General features: G+C 41.3%; 15 protein-coding genes. 5 read left to right on the top strand and 10 right to left on the bottom strand.

Translation table 11 applies throughout. The features are described 5' to 3' along the window. Window positions 1–71: 71 nt before the first annotated feature. Together WS42_RS00675 and WS42_RS00670 are read left to right on the top strand one after the other, a co-directional pair. Window positions 72–1268 carry a PCMD domain-containing protein gene (locus WS42_RS00675; protein WP_022160751.1) on the top strand — a complete coding sequence of 399 codons (1197 nt, stop codon included), beginning with the start codon at window positions 72–74 and terminating at the stop codon, window positions 1266–1268. An 11-nt stretch (window positions 1269–1279) separates the two neighbouring features. Further along, complete coding sequence (locus tag WS42_RS00670; RefSeq protein ID WP_013612683.1) at window positions 1280–2062, top strand: porin family protein; 783 nt, start codon at window positions 1280–1282, stop codon at window positions 2060–2062. On the opposite strand, the gene wzx is transcribed toward WS42_RS00670, so the two are convergent. The 3 genes from wzx to WS42_RS00655 form a co-directional block, all read right to left on the bottom strand. Beyond that, entirely contained in the window at window positions 2059–3483 is a 1425-nt protein-coding gene (wzx, locus tag WS42_RS00665; protein WP_022160752.1) for an O-unit flippase-like protein, read from the bottom strand. The genes WS42_RS00670 and wzx overlap by 4 nt on opposite strands. A gap of 34 nt (window positions 3484–3517) precedes the next feature. Further along, window positions 3518–6007: a YfhO family protein gene (locus WS42_RS00660; protein WP_013612681.1), complete on the bottom strand. Its 2490-nt coding sequence runs from the start codon at window positions 6005–6007 to the stop codon at window positions 3518–3520. Window positions 6008–6094: 87 nt separating this feature from the next. Then, window positions 6095–7090 (bottom strand): glycosyltransferase, encoded by a 996-nt coding sequence (locus tag WS42_RS00655; RefSeq protein WP_022160753.1) that lies wholly within the window; start codon window positions 7088–7090, stop codon window positions 6095–6097. A gap of 156 nt (window positions 7091–7246) precedes the next feature. On the opposite strand from WS42_RS00655, the gene WS42_RS00650 reads away from it, so the two are divergent. Further along, complete coding sequence (locus WS42_RS00650; protein ID WP_162609973.1) at window positions 7247–8335, top strand: glycosyltransferase family 4 protein; 1089 nt, start codon at window positions 7247–7249, stop codon at window positions 8333–8335. A gap of 1 nt (window position 8336) precedes the next feature. Continuing rightward, a complete protein-coding gene (locus WS42_RS15190) occupies window positions 8337–9347 on the top strand; it encodes a glycosyltransferase family 2 protein (protein WP_162609972.1) in 1011 nt (336 codons plus the stop codon). Between the two features lie 8 nt (window positions 9348–9355). Here WS42_RS15190 and WS42_RS00640 read toward each other — a convergent pair whose 3' ends face one another. Genes WS42_RS00640 through WS42_RS00625 form a run of 4 tightly spaced genes read right to left on the bottom strand, consistent with a single transcriptional unit; the run spans window position 9356 to window position 14179 of the window. Continuing rightward, window positions 9356–10552 (bottom strand): glycosyltransferase, encoded by a 1197-nt coding sequence (locus tag WS42_RS00640; RefSeq protein WP_022160756.1) that lies wholly within the window; start codon window positions 10550–10552, stop codon window positions 9356–9358. A gap of 12 nt (window positions 10553–10564) precedes the next feature. Next, entirely contained in the window at window positions 10565–11731 is a 1167-nt protein-coding gene (gene wecB / locus WS42_RS00635) for a non-hydrolyzing UDP-N-acetylglucosamine 2-epimerase (protein WP_022160757.1), read from the bottom strand. A gap of 5 nt (window positions 11732–11736) precedes the next feature. Further along, complete coding sequence (gene wecC, locus WS42_RS00630) at window positions 11737–12945, bottom strand: UDP-N-acetyl-D-mannosamine dehydrogenase (RefSeq protein ID WP_022160758.1); 1209 nt, start codon at window positions 12943–12945, stop codon at window positions 11737–11739. A gap of 43 nt (window positions 12946–12988) precedes the next feature. Further along, window positions 12989–14179, bottom strand: a complete 1191-nt coding sequence (locus tag WS42_RS00625) for a glycosyltransferase (protein ID WP_046450636.1) — start codon at window positions 14177–14179, stop codon at window positions 12989–12991. A gap of 179 nt (window positions 14180–14358) precedes the next feature. On the opposite strand from WS42_RS00625, the gene WS42_RS00620 reads away from it, so the two are divergent. Next, on the top strand, window positions 14359–15399 hold the full coding sequence (locus WS42_RS00620) for a glycosyltransferase (protein WP_022160760.1): 1041 nt from the start codon (window positions 14359–14361) through the stop codon (window positions 15397–15399). Between the two features lie 126 nt (window positions 15400–15525). Here WS42_RS00620 and WS42_RS00615 read toward each other — a convergent pair whose 3' ends face one another. The 3 genes from WS42_RS00615 to topA form a co-directional block, all read right to left on the bottom strand. After that, window positions 15526–16461, bottom strand: a complete 936-nt coding sequence (locus WS42_RS00615; RefSeq protein ID WP_046450645.1) for a UDP-glucuronic acid decarboxylase family protein — start codon at window positions 16459–16461, stop codon at window positions 15526–15528. A gap of 71 nt (window positions 16462–16532) precedes the next feature. After that, the gene (locus WS42_RS00610) at window positions 16533–18659 is read right to left on the bottom strand and encodes a peptidylprolyl isomerase (protein WP_022160763.1); all 2127 of its coding nucleotides are present in this window, start codon (window positions 18657–18659) and stop codon (window positions 16533–16535) included. Window positions 18660–18815: 156 nt separating this feature from the next. Next, the gene (gene topA / locus WS42_RS00605) at window positions 18816–21158 is read right to left on the bottom strand and encodes a type I DNA topoisomerase (protein ID WP_022160764.1); all 2343 of its coding nucleotides are present in this window, start codon (window positions 21156–21158) and stop codon (window positions 18816–18818) included. Between the last annotated feature and the right edge of the window lie 264 nt (window positions 21159–21422).

Below are 21422 nucleotides of genomic sequence, written 5' to 3'. Positions count from 1 at the left end.
CGGCTGTATGGACTTTGACTAATTTATTCTACCTTTGTAGCCTGATTTATTGAAATTAAAGCAAGAGAAGTATGAAAAAATGTTTTTTGTATCTGTTGATGGTCGGAGGATTGGGAGCTTGTATTCAAAGCGAGCCTTTAAATGCAGAAGCAGATATTACGGCATGTAAGATTTTAAATGCAAAGGGATCACCGGAAACAAATATTAAAGGAAATATTATCATCAACAATGCTCAGGTGCTGGCCCAGGCTAATCCGAGTATCGACCTGACAAAACTGGCTTTAGAGGTGACCTTGACGGAAGGGGCAAACATTTCGCCCGATCCGGCCCGAGTGATGGACTATTCGCATCCCCAGAAATTTACCGTAACCTCCGAGGACGGAAATTGGCATAAAGAATATTCGGTGATCATCGATACATTCGATTTGCCGCTTCGATATGATTTTGAACACTATGAACTGAATGAAACGGGGAAATATCAGGTGTTTTTCGAGGAAACACAAGGAACAGCCCTGTTTAAACAATATATTTGGGCTTCCGGAAATTCAGGGTTTGCCTTGACAGGTGTCGGCCGGAATCCGCAGGAATACCCTACGGTTTCTATCGAAAATGGAATAGATGGAAGCAGAGCCATCAAGTTGGAGACGAAGAGCACAGGACAGTTCGGAGAGACGGTTAAAATGCCCATTGCGGCAGGAAACTTATTCCTGGGCAGTTTCGATGTAAATAATGCCGTACAAAAACCGTTGAAAGCCACTCGTTTCGGATTGCCTTTCGGGAAAAAACCGCTGCAACTCAAGGGATATTACAAGTACACTCCCGGTACCCAACCTTTCAAGGCGAAAGATAAAAATGGAAATACTGTCACGATTCCCGGGCAGGAAGATGAGGGAGATATTTATGCTGTTTTATATGAAGCGGCAGAACTCGATGGAAAAGCATTGGACGGAAACAATGTGCTGACCAGTGAGAATATCGTTGCTTTGGCCCGGGTAGAGGTAGAAAAGAAAGATGAGTTTACTGCATTTCATGTCGATTTTCACTACGGATCGCGCATACCGATCGATTGGCCGAAATTCATCCAGGACCAGCGGGATCCGTCGGATGATGGAACGGCTCCTTATCTGTCTTTCAGCGAAGAAAAAATGAAAAATTACGAGTATAATCTGGCAGTAGTTTTCACTTCCAGCAAATATGGGGCATATTTTGCCGGTTCTGTAGGGAGTACCTTGTGTATCGATAAAGTAGAGATCGTTTGTGAAAAATAAGAATTGAGACAATGAAAACGATAAAGAGTATATACCTGATTGTTTTTTTACTGGTAACAGGAGCTGTTTTTGCTGAAAATAAGAAACCGGGTGCTTTGGTTCGCTCTACCTTGAAAGGATTGGAGTATCGGATTAAAGCAGGTGTCAATATCGGAGGAACTTCTCCATTACCCTTGCCGGCAGAAATCCGGGAAATCAATAGTTACCGGCCGGGTGCTCAGCTTGCTATCGAAGGAAATATCATTAAATGGTTCGACCGGAACCGGAAATGGGGAGGGCTGTTCGGAATCCGCCTCGAGAACAAAGGGATGAAAACCGATGCCAGGGTGAAAAATTATTACATGGTGATGGATTCGTATGATGGGGAAGTGCTGGGACATGTCGAAGGCAATTGGACAGGAAATGTAAAGACGAATGTAAAAAATTCATATATCACCCTGCCTTTTCAGGTTATTTATAAAGTGTCACCCCGTTGGGATTTGAAATTCGGCCCGTACATCTCTATTCTGACTAACGGAGATTTTTCCGGAGTAGCCTATGACGGATATATCCGTGAAGGAGATCCGACCGGTACCAAAGCGAATGTCACAGAAGCAACTTACGATTTTTCGGGCGACTTGCGTAAATTTCAGTGGGGATTGGATGCCGGAGCTGAATGGCGGGCATATAAACATTTGAGTGTTTATGCAGATCTGACCTGGGGGTTGAATTCTATTTTTCCCGGTGATTTTGAAAGTATCAGCTTCAAGATGTATAATGTTTATCTGAACTTCGGGTTCGGATATGTCTTCTAGTACCGGATTCCTTTCTTTACCAGATATTGTTTTAACCAGGTCCGTAAAGAAAGGAACCCGATCTTCACTAATTGCGGATAACTTTTTTCCAATTCCTGGCTGACCATCAGAGGCCATTTCCAGTTATTGTAGCTGATTTGTACCAAACCGGTCAAAGCAACGACACCGCAGATTCCCCAATCGGTATAATAGAGAGAAGTCAGGGAAAACAGGGCGATAAAAAAGCCGGAAATCAAGGCAGCTTTCAGGTAAGGAACTTCATTACGGGTAGTAATTAAAGTGGCTGCCATACCATGGTTGGATTCTAAAAATTGTACAAACAACATCAGTAAAAGAGGACCTGGAGGTAAAAGTTGGGTTTTACTGTGAAATAGTTCCAAAGCCCAGGGACCTAATAGGACCAGGCATAAGGCTCCGAGGATATATAGAAGGTAGAATACAAAAATACCTTCTCCGAATATTCTGCGGATATCCGGGAGGTTATTGTCGATCCTATCCTTGTAGATTTCAGGAATATGAGTGCCTAAATAAAGTGGGGATACCCCTGACAGAATATTTATAAGATTAACGGTTAGACCATAACTGGCAACCGTTTCCAAAGATAAAAACATAGATATGAAAAGCAAATTGCCTTTTTGGACAAAATATCCACCCAAACTGCTTAATCCATTTTTTTTGGCATTTACCCATAAAATAGGTAATAATTTTTCTTTTGTTGCTTGGGTATTCCGGAGGATTTTGCGGAGACCGTTTCGGTAGAAAAAATGAATCGCCACCAACCGATTGATAATAATAGATAGAAAGTTGGCTGTGGCTACTGCAATTAAGCCATAGCCTGCAATCAGACCCAAGGCGGCTAAAACGAGATAGGTGGAACGGGTGATAATGATGAGTTGGTTGTTTTCTTTTACAAGGCCTCTACCCACTAGTAATGCATTATAATAGGAATAATAAAGATTTAAAACGGTGGAAGTGGTGTATATAAACCATGAAATCATGATTTCTTCATTAGCTGCGATGTGGTCTGTTCGATCATCGATATACCAACTACCTGCAGTCAGGAGGAGAAAAATGACCAAAAGCGAAATACCTCCGTAAAAACGTTTCATTACAGAAATCATGTTTTTGAGAAGCGGGTAGTTGGGATGATCCAGATGAGTTTGGCCTTTATCCAGACCTTTGGCCTGAAGTTTTACAGCACCACTGAATACATAGGCGACATTTCGGGTAAAAGTCGGCTGAAAACCGAAGTCGATCATTTGTACCAGACTCGAAATAGTCAGGAAAATGTACCAGACTCCCAATATATCTGCCGGGAGAAGTTTTAATATCACCGGGAGTAAAAGTATTCCTGCTCCGATGTTAAAGAATTGGGCAATGTATCCCCACAAAACATCTTTTTTGGTGATATGAATTTCCATTACTTTTTTTACGGTAAATGGTGAAAATACTTTGTTAGGCCTGATCCGAGGAACACTTCCGATTTTTTCTGATATACCCGATAATACTTCCCAGAAGAGCTAAAATTAATAAAATGGAACTGATTTGTGAGATCAGAGCTCCCTGATAAGCAGATCTTGGATTATACACTAAAGTAATAGTATGTTCCCCTGCCGGAACAGACAGGCCTCGTAAAATATAATCGGTACGGAATAGTTCACCGGGTTGGTCGTCGATGTAAGCTTGCCAGCCTTCGGGATAATATACTTCACTGAATACAGCCAGTTGTTCCTGGGAGGCTTTTGTTTTATAAGTCAGTTTATTAGGAGCGTAGGAAGTCAGTTGAATCGTTGCGGTTGAATCGAACCGGATGTTCTTACCTGCTACAGCCTGGGCAAAATCGCGGCCGATAATAGCTGTCTTTTCAGGATCGATAGCTTTCAGGCTTAAAATTTCTTCATCAGGAGTGTCGACGAGTTGATAATTTTCGACAAACCAAGCATTTCCTGATCTGGCGGTGTTTTCGATCGGTGTGCTGTTGGCTGATAGAATGATATATTTGGTATTTAGCATGTTGATGACAGATAGCTTTTGTAAGCTCGAATCTATATCTGCCCGTGTTTGTCCTCTTTGCAAATCATTGGCTAAAGACTGAATTTCAGGAACCAGATGATAATCGATTATATCCTGATAACGCTGTAGTTTAGCAGCACTATATCCTCCGATTGTTTTATGATAAAAACTGGAATGTGAGTCGTTAAAAGTATTTACGGCCAAATCCAAAACCCGGTAATGGATATCGGTATCTTTCAATATCTCTTTATCGACAGGCCGTAAATTAAAATTGTTAGTAAATTCACGTGGTGTAACGAAATGGTCGTTATTTAGATACCGTTTGTCTACACTCCACATATCTAAGATGATAAGTAGTCCGAGAAGGGTTATGGACGAGGATAATTTTATTTTTTTCATATAACCGGCCCAAATGGTAGCTGCACCTGCCAGAATAAAAAGTAATGAACGGAAGGCATCACTTCGTAGCATACTTTGGCGATCTTCGGGTAGGGCTTGTTGTAGCCAATCCGGGAATTGGCTGTCTGCCGGGGAAGTAAAACTACCGGCAAGGCTTGGAAGAAGAGCGAATAACAAACAAAAACCACCTGTAATCCCCAAGGCTAGTTTCAGTCCTTTAATGACTCTTTTCTTCTCGATTTTATCCGAGAAAATCTGATGAAGACTATAAAATCCCAACAGAGGAATAGTTAACTGCAGGATGGTTAGAATCATAGAAGGTACCCGGAATTTGTTATATAGAGGTACGTAATCGAAAAACAAGCTGGAGAGCCACATAAAATGTTTTCCCCATCCCAATAGTAAGGCTAACAGTGATATCCCGGCGATCCACCATTTGGTTGTGCCTTGGAGAACAACTAAACCCAATACGAACAAAAACACCGAAATCGCTCCCATATACATCGGGCCGGCAGTAAAGGCTTGAGGTCCCCAATAGGTCGGCATTTGTTTGATGACTTGTTCAGCATTCGGAACCCCTCCTTGTTTTAAGATTTCATATGTTTTGGATTTTTTACTGAGTTCACTGGCTGAAGCTCCTCCGTTAAAATTAGGAATAAGCAGATTCGGCGTTTCTTCTATACCGTAACTCCAGGCTGTTGCATATTCTTTATTCAATCCACCCTGGGTCTGATTCCCTTGGGCATGAGCCATTTGTAATTCAGAACCGCCCCGCATCGTGTATTTACTGTATTCCCAGTTGGGCCAAAGTCGGTTGACGTTCGTACCTGCTGCCAATATCGTGGCCAACAACACAAAACAAGATGTTTTGATGAAAGCAGGTAAAGTCTTGTTTTTAATAGCAGAGACCAATTGAGCGATAACATAAGCCAGAATGATCATACCCAGATAAAAAGTGATTTGGGGATGGTTGGCTGCAATTTCAAAAGACAGGGCAAATCCGAAAAGAACCGCCCCTAAAAATGCTTTTTTACGATAAGCATAGACCACTCCGGCTAATACCATCGGCATAAGAGCGATAGCTACCATTTTCGAATTGTGCCCCACTTGCAGGATTTGAAAGTTATAGGCACATAAACCGAAGGCCAAAGCTCCGACAATAGAGAGCCGGACATTGATTCCCATCGCAAGCAACAGCAAAAAGAAACTGACAAAAGTCAAGATCAGATAAGAAGCAGGGCGTGGACCCCAAAATAAATGATTGTAGATAGTTTCAAGATAGTTTCCTTTGTAATGAGCTCCGATCATGGTTGTCGGCATGCCACTGAACATCGAATTGGTCCAGAAAGATTCTTCTCCTGTCTGTTTTTTATAATCGTCTCTTTCTTTTGCAGCTCCCTGGTAAGAGGAAATATCCGCTTGATTGATGATTTTCCCTTCCAAAACAGGTGAAGCATAAATATAAGCGATCAGGATAAATATAATAAGCGCAATGGCGTAAGGCAAACAAGATCTGAAATTGATTTTTGTCATGACTGTACTTTTGAATAATGAACAAACAAAGATAAAGAATTATTTGGTATATGAAATTGCCGGAATGATTTGATTCTTAAATAGTCGTTAGAGCCGAAGTAAAAGCCATAAAGCGGTTTTTTGGATTTTCAATTTTCGGGCCATCCGGACCGAAAAGGGGACCTCCCGGACCAATTGCCGTATGGTTGGATTTTTGCGTATGGTAACTAATTGGATAAAAGCCTGATAACAGGATTTGTGATGTATTTCATTTTTCAGGGTACGCCATAAAACATGTAAAGTTGAAAAGAAATAGTCCCATAGGTGTTCATCTCTGAGGTGATGGGTAGTGAGGAAGTGATCCAAGTACATTAAATGGTTGATCACCAGTCGGGTTGAATTGTAGATATAACTGCTTGCCTGGTTTTTTTGGTGAAAAACATGATGATAGAGTATCAGGGGAATACAAGTGATTCGGTTGGCTGCATGAAAGACCTGAATCAAAAAAAGCAGGTCTTCGTATGTGATTTCTCTGTTATCTGAAAACCATATGTTGTGGTTTTCCAAGATTTCTCTTTTGTAGAGGATGTGCCACATATACCCCCAATGGGTAAAAGGTCTCCACTCCTGCTCCTTTTTCCAGTCACCGATGAGGTGGGAGAAGATTTCTTGTTTCAATTGTTCTTGGTTAGGACAGTCAGGGTAATATGGATGAGGAATGATCCGATCCGGATAAATGCTGTCGAAATTGGAGATGGCAATATCGGCCTGATCTTCCCTGGCCTTTTGGTATAATTTTTCGTACATATCCAATTCCCTCCAGTCATCGTGGTCCGAAAAACCGATGTATTCTCCCCGGGCGATTTTAAGTCCTTCATTGCGGCTTAAACCGATATTCAGATTTTGTTCGTTGATTATCAGCCGGATGCGTGGATCTTTTTCGGCATACTCCCGGGCGATCCGGTCGCTACCGTCGGTGGGACAGTCTAGAACCAAAATGATTTCGATATCCTTTAATGTTTGATTAACAAGTGTATCCAGGCATTTTTCCAGGAATTTGCCGGCATTATAAATGGGGACGATGATACTTACTTTGGGTGTCATATACCTGTTTATATAGATTTTGACAAAGGTACGGATAATATTGTGAGTTTAAATACAACAAAGGCATTTGCATTTGAGAGAAAGTTCGGTTATTTTCGCCTATTTTAAAATTATATTTATATGAAAATAATTTACAATATTCCAAATATAATTCGAATGGCTGGTATGGAGCGTATACTGGCAATTAAAGCAAATTATTTGGCCGGATTGACCGGAATGGAAGTTGTGATTATAACCTATGAACAAAAAAATCTACCCTTGGCTTTTGATTTTTCGGATAAAATCCGGTTTTATGATTTGGATATCGATTATGCAGCATGTAGGGGAAAAAATATTTTTTGGAATAAGATACGCAGAATAATTTATACGAAACGCCATCAAAGGCGGTTAGAGGAAATATTATTGAAAGAAAAGCCTGATATTACGATTTCCATGATGACCGGACGAGAGCGGGAATGGTTGTATCGATTGAAAGATGGAAGTAAAAAAATACTGGAATGTCATTTTTCTTATTTTAGTTATCAAAATGTCAAAGGAATAATTAACCGATATAAGATTAAAAGATTTTTAAACAAGATAAAATACTATGATCGTCTGGTGGTTTTGACGGAAGAAGACCGAAAAGATTGGGGAAGAAAGGATAATATCGTGGTTATACCGAATGCATTGACTTTTTATCCTAAGGAATCTGCCGATTTGTCTATTCCCAGAGTTATTGCAGTGGGACGTCTGTCAGCACAAAAAGGATTTGATCGTTTAATCGCTATTTGGGCTGAAATAGAACCTTATTTTCCGGATTGGAAATTAACTATTATCGGCTCCGGGGAATTACAAGATACTTTGGAACGGCAAATTGGGTTATTGAAGTTAAAATCGGTAGAAATATGTCCACCACGGGCAGAAATCATTCGGGAATATTTAGGTAGTTCGGTTTATGTGTTGACATCCCGGCATGAAGGTTTTCCTATGGTATTACATGAAGCGATGGCATGTGGATTACCTGTAGTGGCTTATACCTGTAAATGTGGTCCCCGGGATATTATTCAGGACCGGCAGGATGGTTTCTTGATAGAGGAAGGCGATGAGAACGAATTTGTAAAGCGATTGAGCCAGTTAATGGCAGATTCTTCACTGAGGCAGAAAGTGGGAAATGAAGCCCGCCGGAATATTATTCGTTTTGCTTTGCCATCGGTTATGAAGAAATGGGAAAATTTATTTATAACTTTAGCCTCTCAAGATGAGTGATATGATTTCAATTATTATACCTGCATATAATGCTGCTGATTATCTGGCGCAGACAATCGAAAGTGTTTTGAATCAAACCTATTCTGATTTTGAATTGATCTTGATCGATGACGGAAGTACGGATCGTACACGTGAGATTATTAAAGATTACCAATGCAAAGATGCGCGAATAAAGTATTTTTATAAAGAGAATGGAGGAGTATCTTCGGCCCGGAATCTAGGACTTCAAAAGGCTACCGGTGATTTCGTGTCTTTTTTGGATAGTGACGATCTTTGGGATAGACGTTTTCTCGAGTTGATGTATCATAAATTAGTGGCTGGAGGGGAATTAGCCTGTTTTTGTGGTTATATTGAAAAAAGAGGGGATACCATCACGAGGTATCCCGGCCATTTTGGAGCGGTAGACGTATTGAAGGAGAAGTTGAGGGTCGGTTCGTTTCGGGTTTCTACAGACTGTTGGCTCATCGATCGTAAATTTCTTTCCGCTGAGCATATTACTTTTACAGAAGGATGTCACTACATGGAAGATTTAGAGTTCTTTGTCAAATTATTATTTAGAGCTACTAATCAACGGATTACTTATGTTCCGGAATATTTGTCTTATTATGTTTTGAGAAAAAACTCTTTATCTTATCAAGACCTGATGGTTTTACCTTTATCTGTTATGAATCAGATTCTCGATGTATTGAAACGAATATATAATTGGATAGAGATTCAGCATGCTGAGTCGGAGTATTACCTGGAGTGTTTGAAAATATCAATAAGAGAACGGTATATTAAATTCTTATGGGATGTATTGTTGCTTGGGAATGCTGAGGATTTCAAAATGTTGTTAAGCTGGTATTGTAGAGATAAGGAAAAGTATATCTCCATGAAATTATCCTTACCTTTTAAATATAAAATATGGTCATGGGCTGTTTTTCCGGTCTGTTGCCGTTATGTAGCCCTCTTCGTTCTACGTCCATATATACGATACAAAAGAAAGGTTAAGATGCAAAAGTTAAAAGCCTGAATAGCCTGTTAATCATTCAATATCTGACTGATAAATCGGGGATAATTTTTTCCCGCGTTAAATTTTTCTTCCCATAACCGGCGAGGATGGAAACGGTCTTTATGTTCATATACCCGGACAATCTGGTCGGCCAATTCCTGAGCGGAAAAGTGAGGATCAAGTAATACTCCTGATTCGGAAGTCACGATTTCGTTTGTTCCTCCTACATTAGTCGCTATAACAGGGATATTGAATGAAATGGCTTCCATAATACTGACGGGAAGACCTTCACTGGCACTGACATTGACAAATATATCTACTGGATGGTGAAGATAATGTCCGATCACTTCCCGATTTGTAATAGCTCCTGTCAGGTTTACGGTCAGATTGGCTGGTAGTTGTTGGAGCTGTTGTTGTAAAGCATTGAATCCTTTTCCTCCTCCGATGTGTGTCCATTGAATAGGACGGTCAGGAATCAAAAGTAAGGATTTTAGGATCAAAGAAACCCGTTTTACCGGGACAACATTAGAACAACTGAGGATATGAATAACTCCATCCTCGTTTTTTATTTTGGAAATCCCATGGTCTTTAGTACCTAAATAACTGCAATAGGCACTGAATTTATATTGTCCAAAATTCTTTTTCGCATATTCCAAACCTTGTTTGGAGATGAAAACAGCCTTATTCAGGCTTTCGAATACTTCCTTTCTGAAAGGGATATATTGATGTGGACGTAAATCCGCATATAAATCAGTTCTGTGAAAACGGACTATTTTTTTGTCTTTATTGTGGATGAAAGGCAGGATGTAGGCCATACCGATGCCCCAATAAAAATAGACAGTACTTTCCGTGGACTGCCGGTTTAGCCGTTTGAAGTTTTTATCGGCAAGGATACACCGGCAGGTAATGGCGGTAGCGATATACTTTTTGAATTTATACAGAGAAGTATAGGCTTTTTCCGATATCAATTTTTTGAAAAAATAAAAGAGTGGACTGAAACAAAATAATCCTTTGAATACAAGTTCCCCCGAACTTCGGAATATCGGAGGGAAAACGATACAATTTGCAGGTAGAGAACGTTGCTCCTGGGTGGAACTGGTTTTGGGCAGAATGTAAATCCGGTCGAATTCCCGTGATAAATATTCGATTTCATTTTCTATAAAGCTTTCTCCTTTTCCGTATGGAAAACTTTCAGTGAAAAAAATGAGTTGTTTCATTCCGGGCATAGGGATTAGAATTTATAAAATCTGTTCCAGAATACCGGTGATATACCTGGCTGCCTTACCGTCTCCGTAAGGGTTTACGGCTTGGCTCATGCAGGTGTATTCCTCAGGATTGTCCAACAGAGAAGAGGTTAGCCGGATAATCTCTTCGGAACGGGTTCCTGTGAGTTTGGCTGTACCTGCTTCCAAGGCTTCAGGGCGTTCTGTCGTTTCACGCATAACGAGTACCGGTTTTCCTAAACCGGGAGCTTCTTCCTGTATACCTCCACTATCGGTCAATAAAAAATAAGCGATTCCCATCAGGAAGACAAAGGGCAGATATTCTAAAGGGGGAATCAGGTAAATATTGGGGGTGGAATGAGAATTACCCAGTATTTCAGTCACTGGCTGGCGTACATTCGGGTTCAAATGCACAGGGTAGACGAAATCTACTTCAGGATATTGGCTGGCCAGCTGTTTGATCGCTTGACAGATATGCATGAAACCCTCACCGAAGTTTTCACGTCTGTGCCCTGTAATGAGTACTAATCTTCTTTTTTGTTGTTTCCAGTTTTCTAATTTTTCTGATGGAATCTCCAGCTTGTTGAATTGTTCCCTTAAACTTTCTTGTGTGGTTTTGTCCTGTTCTATTTTTCGGTTAATCCACAATAGGGCATCGATAACCGTATTGCCGGTGACAAAGATGTGATCGGGCCGACAGTTTTCTGCCAATAGATTTGCCTGGGCTTTCTGTGTCGGGGCAAAATGCCAGTCGGCAATCCGGCCGGTGATCTGCCGGTTCATTTCTTCCGGCCAGGGATTATAAGGCTGATGTGTCCGAAGGCCCGCTTCGATGTGGCCGACAGGAATCTGTTGATAAAAAGCAGCCAGAGCGGCAGCCATAGAGGTTGTCGTATCTCCGTGTACTAATACCAGATCCGGCTTGGACTGCTGCAATACATCCCGTAAATTTATAAGAATTCTACTCGTAATATCATATAAATCCTGGCCCGGTTGCATGATATTCAAATCGTAATCAGGACATATATCGAAAAGTTTTAAAACCTGATCTAACATTTCCCGGTGTTGCCCTGTTACACAGATTTCGATTCCGAGCGAACGGCTTTGCCCGGTTTCTTTGATTAATGGCGCCATCTTTATCGCTTCAGGACGCGTTCCGAAAATGAATAAGATTTTTTTCATCCAATTTATTTTTTGAATATTCCACAGAAATCAAGGATAAGCTTACTGTTGTCATAAGGAAGTGTTTTAAACTCTTTATGAGCAACCAGAAAAGCGATAATATCGGCCTGTCGGTAAGCGTATCCGGTTTCCGACAATTGAAATTGTGGGTGTTGCGAAATATTAGGTTCGACAATCAGACAGGCTTCGGGAAATTCAGACACTATTTTTTCTGCGATATATTTTGCCGGACTTTCCCGTAAATCATCGATATCTGCCTTGAAAGCAAGTCCCATCAAAGCTATTTTCGGCTTTCTTTTATTTTCAAGCTGGTAAGTAAGAATCGTATTTTTAATTTTTTCTGCACACCAGAATGCTTTGTAATTATTAATTTCCCGGGCTTTTCCGATCAATTGCGACTCTAAAGGAAAATCGGAGGTGATGAAATAAGGATCGACTGCAATACAGTGACCACCTACTCCGGCGCCAGGTTGAAGAATATTGACACGAGGATGTTTGTTGGCCAGTTGGATCAATTCCCATACATTAATCCCTGCTTTGTCGCATATAATAGAGAGCTCGTTTGCAAAAGCAATCTGTACATCCCGGGAGGAATTTTCCACTAACTTACACATTTCTGCTGTAGGGGAATTAGTGGAATGTAAGGAGCCGCTGACAAAATGGGAATAGAACGCCATAGCCTGCCGGGTCGATTCCGGCGTATAACCACCGATGACCCGGTCATTGTATTTGAGTTCGTACAGAGCGTTGCCGGGCAGAATGCGTTCCGGACAATAGGCGATAAAGATCTGATCTTCTAACTCCGGACGTTCACTGAAAATCAGTTGTGCCATTTTTTGAGTGGTACCGACGGGAGAGGTCGATTCGAGAATATATAGGTCTCCTTTCTTTAAGTAAGGGATAATCTGACGTGTTGCGGCAGTGACATAGGATATGTCAGGCTGATGATGTTCATTGAACGGGGTCGGAACTACGATCAGAAACACATCACTCGGACTGGGAGTGAGAGAAGCTTTTAAACGGCCGTTCCGGATATTTTTCTCTACAATTTCCTGTAAACCTGGCTCCTGATTGCTGATTGCACAGTTATTGATATTATTGACCACATTTTCATTGATATCGACTCCGGTCACTTGTAGGCCTGCATCGGCGACGAGTGCTGCTGTCGGGAGACCGATATATCCTAGACCCATAAACAATACTGACTTCTGCATAATTTCTATTTTTGTTCGATTACTCTATTGATGAAAAATATGTTCAGGATGGCTTATTTACTAACGTATTGAAAATATCACATAATTGTCCGGTTTCATTTTTTCGTTCGAATTGCTCGATTTGAAAGCTCAAGCTAGGTAAAACACCTGAGGAAAGACGTGACAATAAAATGAAAATTTCTTCTTCATTGTGGTGAGCGATACAAAACCCGGAATTCGTGGTTTTGATAATTTCACCGGCTTCTCCTGTGGGATCCCCTAAGCAAAGAATCGGTTTACGGGTTCCTAAATATTCAAAAATTTTACCGGGGACAATACCTTTGCCATTAGCGACCTGATTGATCACTAATAACAAAAGATCGGATTGTTGCAATTCTGCAATAGAAGCAATATGAGGCATATAAGGTTTGAGTATCACTTTGTTGCCCAGGTTCAGCTGCTGTATTTCCTGTTTCAATTCCGGGCATGTATTCCCGATAAATTGTAATTTTATATTGGAATCTTCTAAGCGGCTGAGAGCACGTAATAAAGCATGGGGTATTCTGTCCTCGGATAGTTCCCCCGTGTAAGTGATCAGGAAATCCTCTGTGTTCTTGGACTTTGGCTTTGGGAAATCACTCGGATCATAACCGTTATAGATGACTTCGATTTTCCGGTCGACATGTGTTTTGATACATGTCGCGTAGTCGTTGGCCGCAGCAACAAGTCGGTCGGCAGAACGGAAAACCGATTTTTCAAAATGACTGTCGATTTTTCTTGTCAACCAGGTACGTTTGTAAGATTGATAATGAACCAATTCAGACCAGGGATCCCTGAAATCTGCAACCCATTTAATCTTATTCTGTTTAGCTATTTTTTGTGCTATAAGCTGTAAACTGTGTGGAGGAGAAGAAGAATAAATCAAATCGATGTGCTCTTGTTCGATGATTTTTTTTGCTGCTTTAACTGCATAGGCATACCATCCGATCCGGGCATCGGGAATGAATAAATTCAGGCGTATCCATTTGGCTAAACGTTCAACGAAAGTTTTATCCTTTTGGCCAAAAACATTGGCATTATTATGTGTATTTCCTTTTTTACCGGTTAACATCCGGTAAAGTTGGAAGGGTTGGAAAGCTTTTGTTTTATATACCTGTATGTTATCCGGAATTTCTTGGATCAGTGAAGGATCGATAGCCGGATATTCCCCGTTTTCAACAGTTAATATAACAGGTTCCCAACCGAAAAACCTCATGTATTTTACGAATTTCAGAGTCCTCTGTATAGCCGGTCCTCCAGCTGGTGGCCAATAATAAGTAACAATTAAAACTTTTTTCAATTCAGACATTGGGTCGATTCTATATTGACGTAGCAAAGTTAAAATAATAATAATACATATCATATTTCTTTGTCTTTACAATCCTGATTTTCCAAATGAAAAAATATTCTTTACCTTTGGAAAAATTAGGAATTGGATTTATGCCTTATTTGTCATTGATCGTACCCGTATATAATCGTCCGCAAGAGGTTCAGGAATTGTTGGAAAGTCTGGCGGCTCAGGATAGCCGTGATTTTGAAATCATTATTGTCGAAGATGGTTCGACAGTACGTTGTGACCGGATCGTGGAGCAGTATAAGTCTGCTATCGATATCAAGTATTTTTTTAAAGAAAATAGCGGACCTGGCCTGAGCCGGAATTATGGTGCCGAAAGAGCCGAAGGGAAATATGTGGTCTTTCTCGATTCGGATTGTATTATTCCCCGGCAATATACTCAGGTGGTACGGCAAGCTTGCCAGGAGGCCGGTGTAGATGCTTTCGGAGGACCCGACCGGGCACACGATTCTTTTACGAATATACAAAAAGCCATTAATTATTCGATGACCTCCTTTTTTACTACGGGAGGTATACGGGGACAAAAACAGTCGATGGAAAAATTTCATCCCCGGAGTTTTAACATGGGTTTTTCCCAGGAGGTGCTGAAAGCTACCGGGGGATTCTCCGGTCTGCGTTTTGGGGAGGATATCGATATGAGTATCCGCATCATGGCTGCCGGATTTAAAACCTGTCTGTTGCCCGAGGCCTATGTTTTTCATAAACGCCGAACTTCTTTCCGAAAGTTTTTCAAGCAGGTGTATAATTCGGGTATGGCCCGGATCAATCTGTACCTTTTACACCCCCATTCTTTGAAATTGGTGCATTTCCTGCCGGCTTGTTTTGTTATCGGTTGTTTGTTGTGCTTGTTGGGAGGGATATTTTTTTCTTGGTATTGCCTGCTTCCTTTGCTCTTATTAATATTTGTCTTTTTTATCGATTCTTGGCGGTTGAATAAAAGTATAAAGGTCGCGTTTTTGTCGATTGTGGCTGCTTTTATTCAGTTATTTGCCTATGGAATAGGTTTCATTCATGCCGTTTTTGCAGCTTTGATATTGAAAAGACCGGTGAAAGGCATGTTTGTGCGGAATTTCTATAAATGAAGAAAACTTCCTGCCTGATTATACTGGTTTTCAGGGACGAAGTTCCGCCGGTCAGAAATCTGTAAAATTTCACCTGCCCGGGTTTTCGGAGCTCACGAATCAGGCTTGTAAAACCGTTCCTCTTCTTTATAAAATCCTTTTGAAATAGGCGATGGTTTCCTTTAATCCGCCTTCTAATTCAATTGCCGGCATCCAGTCCAGCTTCGATTGAGCCAGGGTGATATCCGGTTTACGTTGGGTCGGATCGTCTGAGGGGAGAGGCTGAAATACAATCTTCGATTTGGAATTTGTCAACCGCAGCACAGTTTCTGCTAACTGTAAAATTGTGAATTCACAAGGATTTCCCAAGTTTACGGGCCCGGTGAAATCATCTCCCGTATCCATCATTTTTATCATGCCTCGAATGAGATCGTCTACATATTGGAAACTACGGGTTTGCCGGCCATTTCCGTAGATCGTGAGGTCTTTATCCTGTAGAGCCTGGACAATAAAGTTCGAAACGACGCGGCCATCCTGGGGATGCATATTCGGGCCGTATGTATTGAAGATACGGATAATCTTGATCTTTACCTTATATTGCCGGTGATAATCCATAAAAATGGTCTCTGCACAGCGTTTACCTTCGTCGTAACAGGAACGGATACCGATGGGATTTACATTTCCCCAATAATATTCAGCTTGCGGATGGATTTGCGGATCTCCGTATACCTCACTGGTCGATGCTTGCATGACCTTACACTTTACCCGATTGGCTAGCCCCAGAATATTGATGGCTCCCATAACCGACGTGTTGATGGTTCGGATAGGATCGTACTGATAATGGATGGGTGAAGCCGGACAAGCCAGATTATAAATCTCATCTACTTCTGCATAGAAGGAATTCATGATATCGTGGCGGATGACTTCAAAATAAGGATGCTGGATAAGAGGAAGTATGTTTTCTTTATTTCCTGTGAAGTAATTGTCCAGGCAAAGAACCTCATTTCCTTCATCTAGTAGACGCTTACAAAGGTGTGAACCGATAAAGCCGGCACCGCCGGTAATTAATATCCTTTTTTTCATGAAAATAGGGTTAAAAAAAACAGGAAGAGTCGTACTCACTCCTCCTGTTTTTTTCATATTTATGCTTTCTATCAATAGAATTTGTATCTCTGGTCAATTATTTCGCCATTTTTCAAGATAGCTTGAATAGCCTGATAGTTCGCACGATACATATTACTTTGTTGTAAGGCTTGTTTGCTTTGAGCGACCATATCCGGTGTTACCTCTTCGGTTGTCCGGTTGTTGACCAGGATCAGATATACCCCCTGATTTCCTTCGATCGGTTCGGAGATCTTTCCTTGTTCGGTTATGCTGGAAGCAGCGATTACTTTAGGTTCGATTCCTGCTCCCGGAATTTGGAAAGAATTGAATGAAATTTCGTTGGCTTCTTTGACTTCCAAACCGGCTTTCTGGGCAATGGAAAGTAAACTTTCACTACCGCTCTTAGCCGATGCCAGTTCTTTTTTCAACAAATCGGCTTTCTTCTTCTGTATCAGGATCCGTTTGATATTACCGGCAACCTTATTGAGCGGAGCGATACCTTCTTCGTCGATTTCTGTCAGTACGGCGATGGTGAATTTGTTCCCGTTTTCAAAGATGGTCGAACCATCGTTTGTTTTTAAAACTTCGTCCACCTCTTCGGCCATATAAGCCTGGCGGATCATTTCACGGGCACTCTCCATACCGGCGATTGTTTTATCGTTTTTGCCGATGGTAGCGATACGTTTGGTTAAACCGCTTTCTTCGACTTTTTTGTTAAAGTTGTCGAGATTGGATACTTCAATAGCAAAAGTACGTGCATCGTTGTAAATCTGATTAGTGGTTTTAGCAGATGGAGAAACTTCTTTTTCAACCGTTGCAATCTGGATTTTTTTCACCGGTTTAGCCATGTCCGTTACCTGCAACACATGTGCACCATATTGTGTCAAGACTACCTTGATATCGTTTTTCTTAGCGAAGAAGGCAGAATCGCTGAAAGGCTGTACCATCGTTCTTGATGTAAACCAACCCAGATCGCCTCCGTTGACTGCTGAATTTTGGTCTATGGAATTAGTTTTAGCCAATTCTTCGAAATCAGCTCCTTTTCTTAACAGATCGGCTAAGCTATCTGCTATATTTTTTGCTTGTGCATAATCCTGATTTTGAGGAGCGATCAGAATGTGGCGGGCTCTTACAGAATCAGGCAACATTTTGACAGAAGCAACTCTGGAGATTTTATAGGCGTTATTTTCCAGATAAGGACCGAATACGGCTTTCTCATTATTAAAAAGGAATTGAGCCATACTGTCGTTTGCTATTTCATCTTGTTTGAAATAGTTCCGGTCGGCTTTTTTCTCGGAAGAAAGGTTTACAAACTCCAGTGGGTCTGCACTTTCTTTGAATTCTTTCACCAGGTCGTTCACTGCTCCTTCAGTCTCGGAGAAATCTTCTCCGGAAGGTTCAATATCAAAGTTGACGTAAACAATTTTCCGCGATTCCGGTTGTTCGAAGCTCTTCTGATGTTTGTTGTAATATTCTTTGATCTCCCCGTTGCTTACGTTGATCGTAGAATCTTCAATTGTAGAATAGTTTTTGACGATATAACTGATGTCGGCTTTATCAGCACTGTTGGCTGCTGCTTCTTGTGCCTGGGCATCCGTAATATACAGCGCTTTGGCGACAATTGCATTGTATTTCGCCATTTTCCGGCTGTCGGAAACTTCTTTTTCCATGTTCAGCCAATATGCTTTCTGCGGAATATTATTGGGAGCGGAGATTACTTTTTTTACATAATCTCTGGCACCGGCATAATCGATTTCGCCCGTATTCGGATTTGTAAAAAGCTGGCGTAATGCCGGGCTCATATTTTCGCCGAGTAATGCATCGTACAATTCATCACCACTGACATCGATACCGATTTCATCATATTCTCTTTGCATCAATTGTTCCATGATCATTTGCTGCCAGGTGTTTTCCCGCAACATGGTCTGCTGTTCTTCATTCAGTGAAGATACATTGTTCATCGCTTTGATCATTTCTTCATTTTTACTGACGCGGTTTTGGAAATCTATGATAGATACTCCCTCTCCTGCGATCTCGCCAATCTGATTCCGTTGGCTATTGAAAATTCTTGAACCTGAATTTAATGCATCTCCTACAATGAATGCTATCAGGGCCAGACCGATCACAATACTAACAAGTAGTCCGCCGCGATTTCTGATTGTTTGTAATGTTGCCATTTATATTAAAAATTTAATGTTTTTTACGGTTTACATTATTTTTAGAGGCTACGAAGATAGATAAAAGTGCATTGTTGTGCAAATTTTCGGGCTCGCTTTTCCTCACTTTATTTCAGGTTTATTTCCTGACACACATCCTTTTAATAAAGAAATGGTTTAATTTTTCTTTTTCGTGGTCGTTTGGGCTTTTCGGACAGGCGTTTTTTTGCTGCTTCCGCCTGTCTTTTTCTTGCTACTTTCTTTCTCGATCAATTCCATACATTTTTCTAATGTAAGCTCGTCTGCTTTACATGTTTTAGGGATTTTATAGTTCGCTTTATTGTAAGAAATGTAAGGTCCGAAGCGGCCGTTCAGGATTTGCACTCCATTATCGAAAACTTTTATCAGTTTATTCCGGTCACTTTCTCTTTTTTCTTCAATGCGTTGAATGGCTGTCTCGAGAGTGATGGTCCCCGGATCGTCTTCTCCTTTTTTCAAAGATACGAACACATTGTTGTGTTTGATATAAGGTCCGAACCGGCCGATCCCGATACTGACGTCTTTATCTTCGTACTGGCCGATTTTACGTGGAAATTTGAATAAACCCAAGGCCTCTTCCAGGGTGATGGTTTCCATGAGCTGTCCTTTTAAAAGGCCTGCATAACGTACATGCTCTCCTTCCCCGATTTGTGCCATCGGACCGAACCGGCCGATTCGTACACTCACTGTCTCGCCGCTTACCGGATCCGTACCTAGAATTCTTTGCCCGCTATTCCGTTCCGAATTTTTGAGGGTAGATTCGACAGTTTCATGGAAAGGATGATAGAATTCTCCGATCATCTTTTGCCATTCGACAGACCCTTCGGCAATATCGTCGAGGGCTTCTTCTGCTTCAGCGGTGAAGTTATAGTCCATGATATTGGTGAAATGCTCCGATAGAAAATCAGTAACTACCATACCCATATCGGAAGGGAAAAGTTTTTTCTTTTCTGCGCCGAATATCTTTTTGTTGGGTTTGATTTTAATATCGTTGCCCTTCAGTTCGATCTGTTCGATATTACGCTCGACGCCTTCCCGGGATTCTTTGATGATGTAGCCCCGGTTTTGTATAGTTGTGATCGTCGGAGCATAGGTAGAAGGACGTCCGATACCCAAAGCTTCCATTTTCTTTACCAGACTGGCTTCGGTGTATCTCGGCGGATGAAGGGTGTATTGTTCTATAGCTGTAATGAGCTGACGTTGTAACTGGTCTCCCGGAGCTAAAGCAGGTAATAGACCGGCCTGTTCATCATCGGTTTCTTCGTCATGTGATTCCATGTATACTTTCAGAAAACCGTCGAAAATAATCACTTCACCGGTTGCCGTAAAGGGGATGGAATGGTTGGATAAACCGATGATCATATTGGTCCTTTCCAATTGGGCGTCCGCCATTTGCGAAGCCAGAGTCCTTTTATAAATCAGTTCATATAATTGTTGCTCGTTCCGGTCGCCTTCTATGGCCGTTTTGTTCATATAGGTAGGCCGGATAGCTTCGTGGGCTTCTTGTGCTCCTTTGGTCTTGGTCGCGAAATTCCGTGGTTTGGAATATTTTTCTCCCAATGTTTCGCAAATGACAGCTTTAGCTGTCCGGATGGCCAGATCGGAGAGATTGACCGAGTCGGTACGCATATAGGTAATAAGCCCGTGTTCATAAAGCTTTTGTGCTACCGACATGGTCTGGGATACCGAAAAACCCAGTTTTCTGGAAGCTTCCTGTTGTAATGTGGAAGTGGTGAACGGGGGAGCAGGCTTGCGGGTCGTCGGCTTGGTCTCTGCACTATCCACATGGAAAATAGCTGTTTTACAGGCTTCCAGATAAGTAAGTGTCGTTTCTTTATCGGTAAAACGGGTCTGTACTTCGGCTTTTAATTGAGCATGTTGCTGGGTTTCGAAAGTTCCGCAAACCCGGTAATATTGTTGTTCTTTGAAAGCATTGATTTCGCGTTCGCGTTCAACGATCAGTTTTACGGCAACGGATTGCACCCGGCCGGCAGAAAGTGAAGGCTTTACCTTTTTCCATAACACCGGCGACATTTCGAATCCGACCAAACGGTCCAATACCCGCCGGGCCTGTTGGGCATCCACCAGATTTTTGTCAATGTTTCTTGGGTTTTGAATCGCATGGAGAATCGCATCTTTGGTAATCTCATGAAATACTATTCGCTTGGTGTTCTCCGGTTTTAATTTCAACACCTCAAATAAATGCCATGCAATGGCTTCTCCTTCACGGTCCTCATCGGAAGCCAGCCATACGGTCTTCGCTTCTTTGGCCAAAGCCTTCAATTCTTTGACAATCGCTTTTTTATCAGCGGAGATTTCATATTGAGGTTGAAAATTGTGTTCGATATCAACTCCCAGATCCTTTTTTTCGAGATCACGAATGTGTCCGAAACTGGATTTTACGGTATAACCATCTCCTAAAAATTTTTCGATCGTTTTGGCTTTTGCCGGGGACTCTACTATCACCAAATTCTCTATCATATTTTATTCAAAATAGCAGACATATTTCATGCCAGATTTAAAAACTTAAAATCAGGGTGCAAACCTACGAAAAAAACTAAAAAGTAAAAAACAAAAAACAGAGAGATTGCCGTTATCTTCTTTATCGTCATGAATTTGAAGCAAAAATTGTCTCAAATGGGTTTCACGCTTTGCTTTTATATTTATTGGTGAGTTCTATCAATTCAATTTATCCTCTTGTATCAGACAGCAGAACTCTTTAACTGCCCAATTTGTGAGTTTTAG

Source organism: Odoribacter sp. N54.MGS-14 (genome assembly GCF_000980295.1).
In the GTDB taxonomy this organism is placed as follows: Bacteria; Bacteroidota; Bacteroidia; order Bacteroidales; family Marinifilaceae; genus Odoribacter; species Odoribacter splanchnicus.
This window is presented reverse-complemented; position numbering and strand designations above follow the sequence as displayed.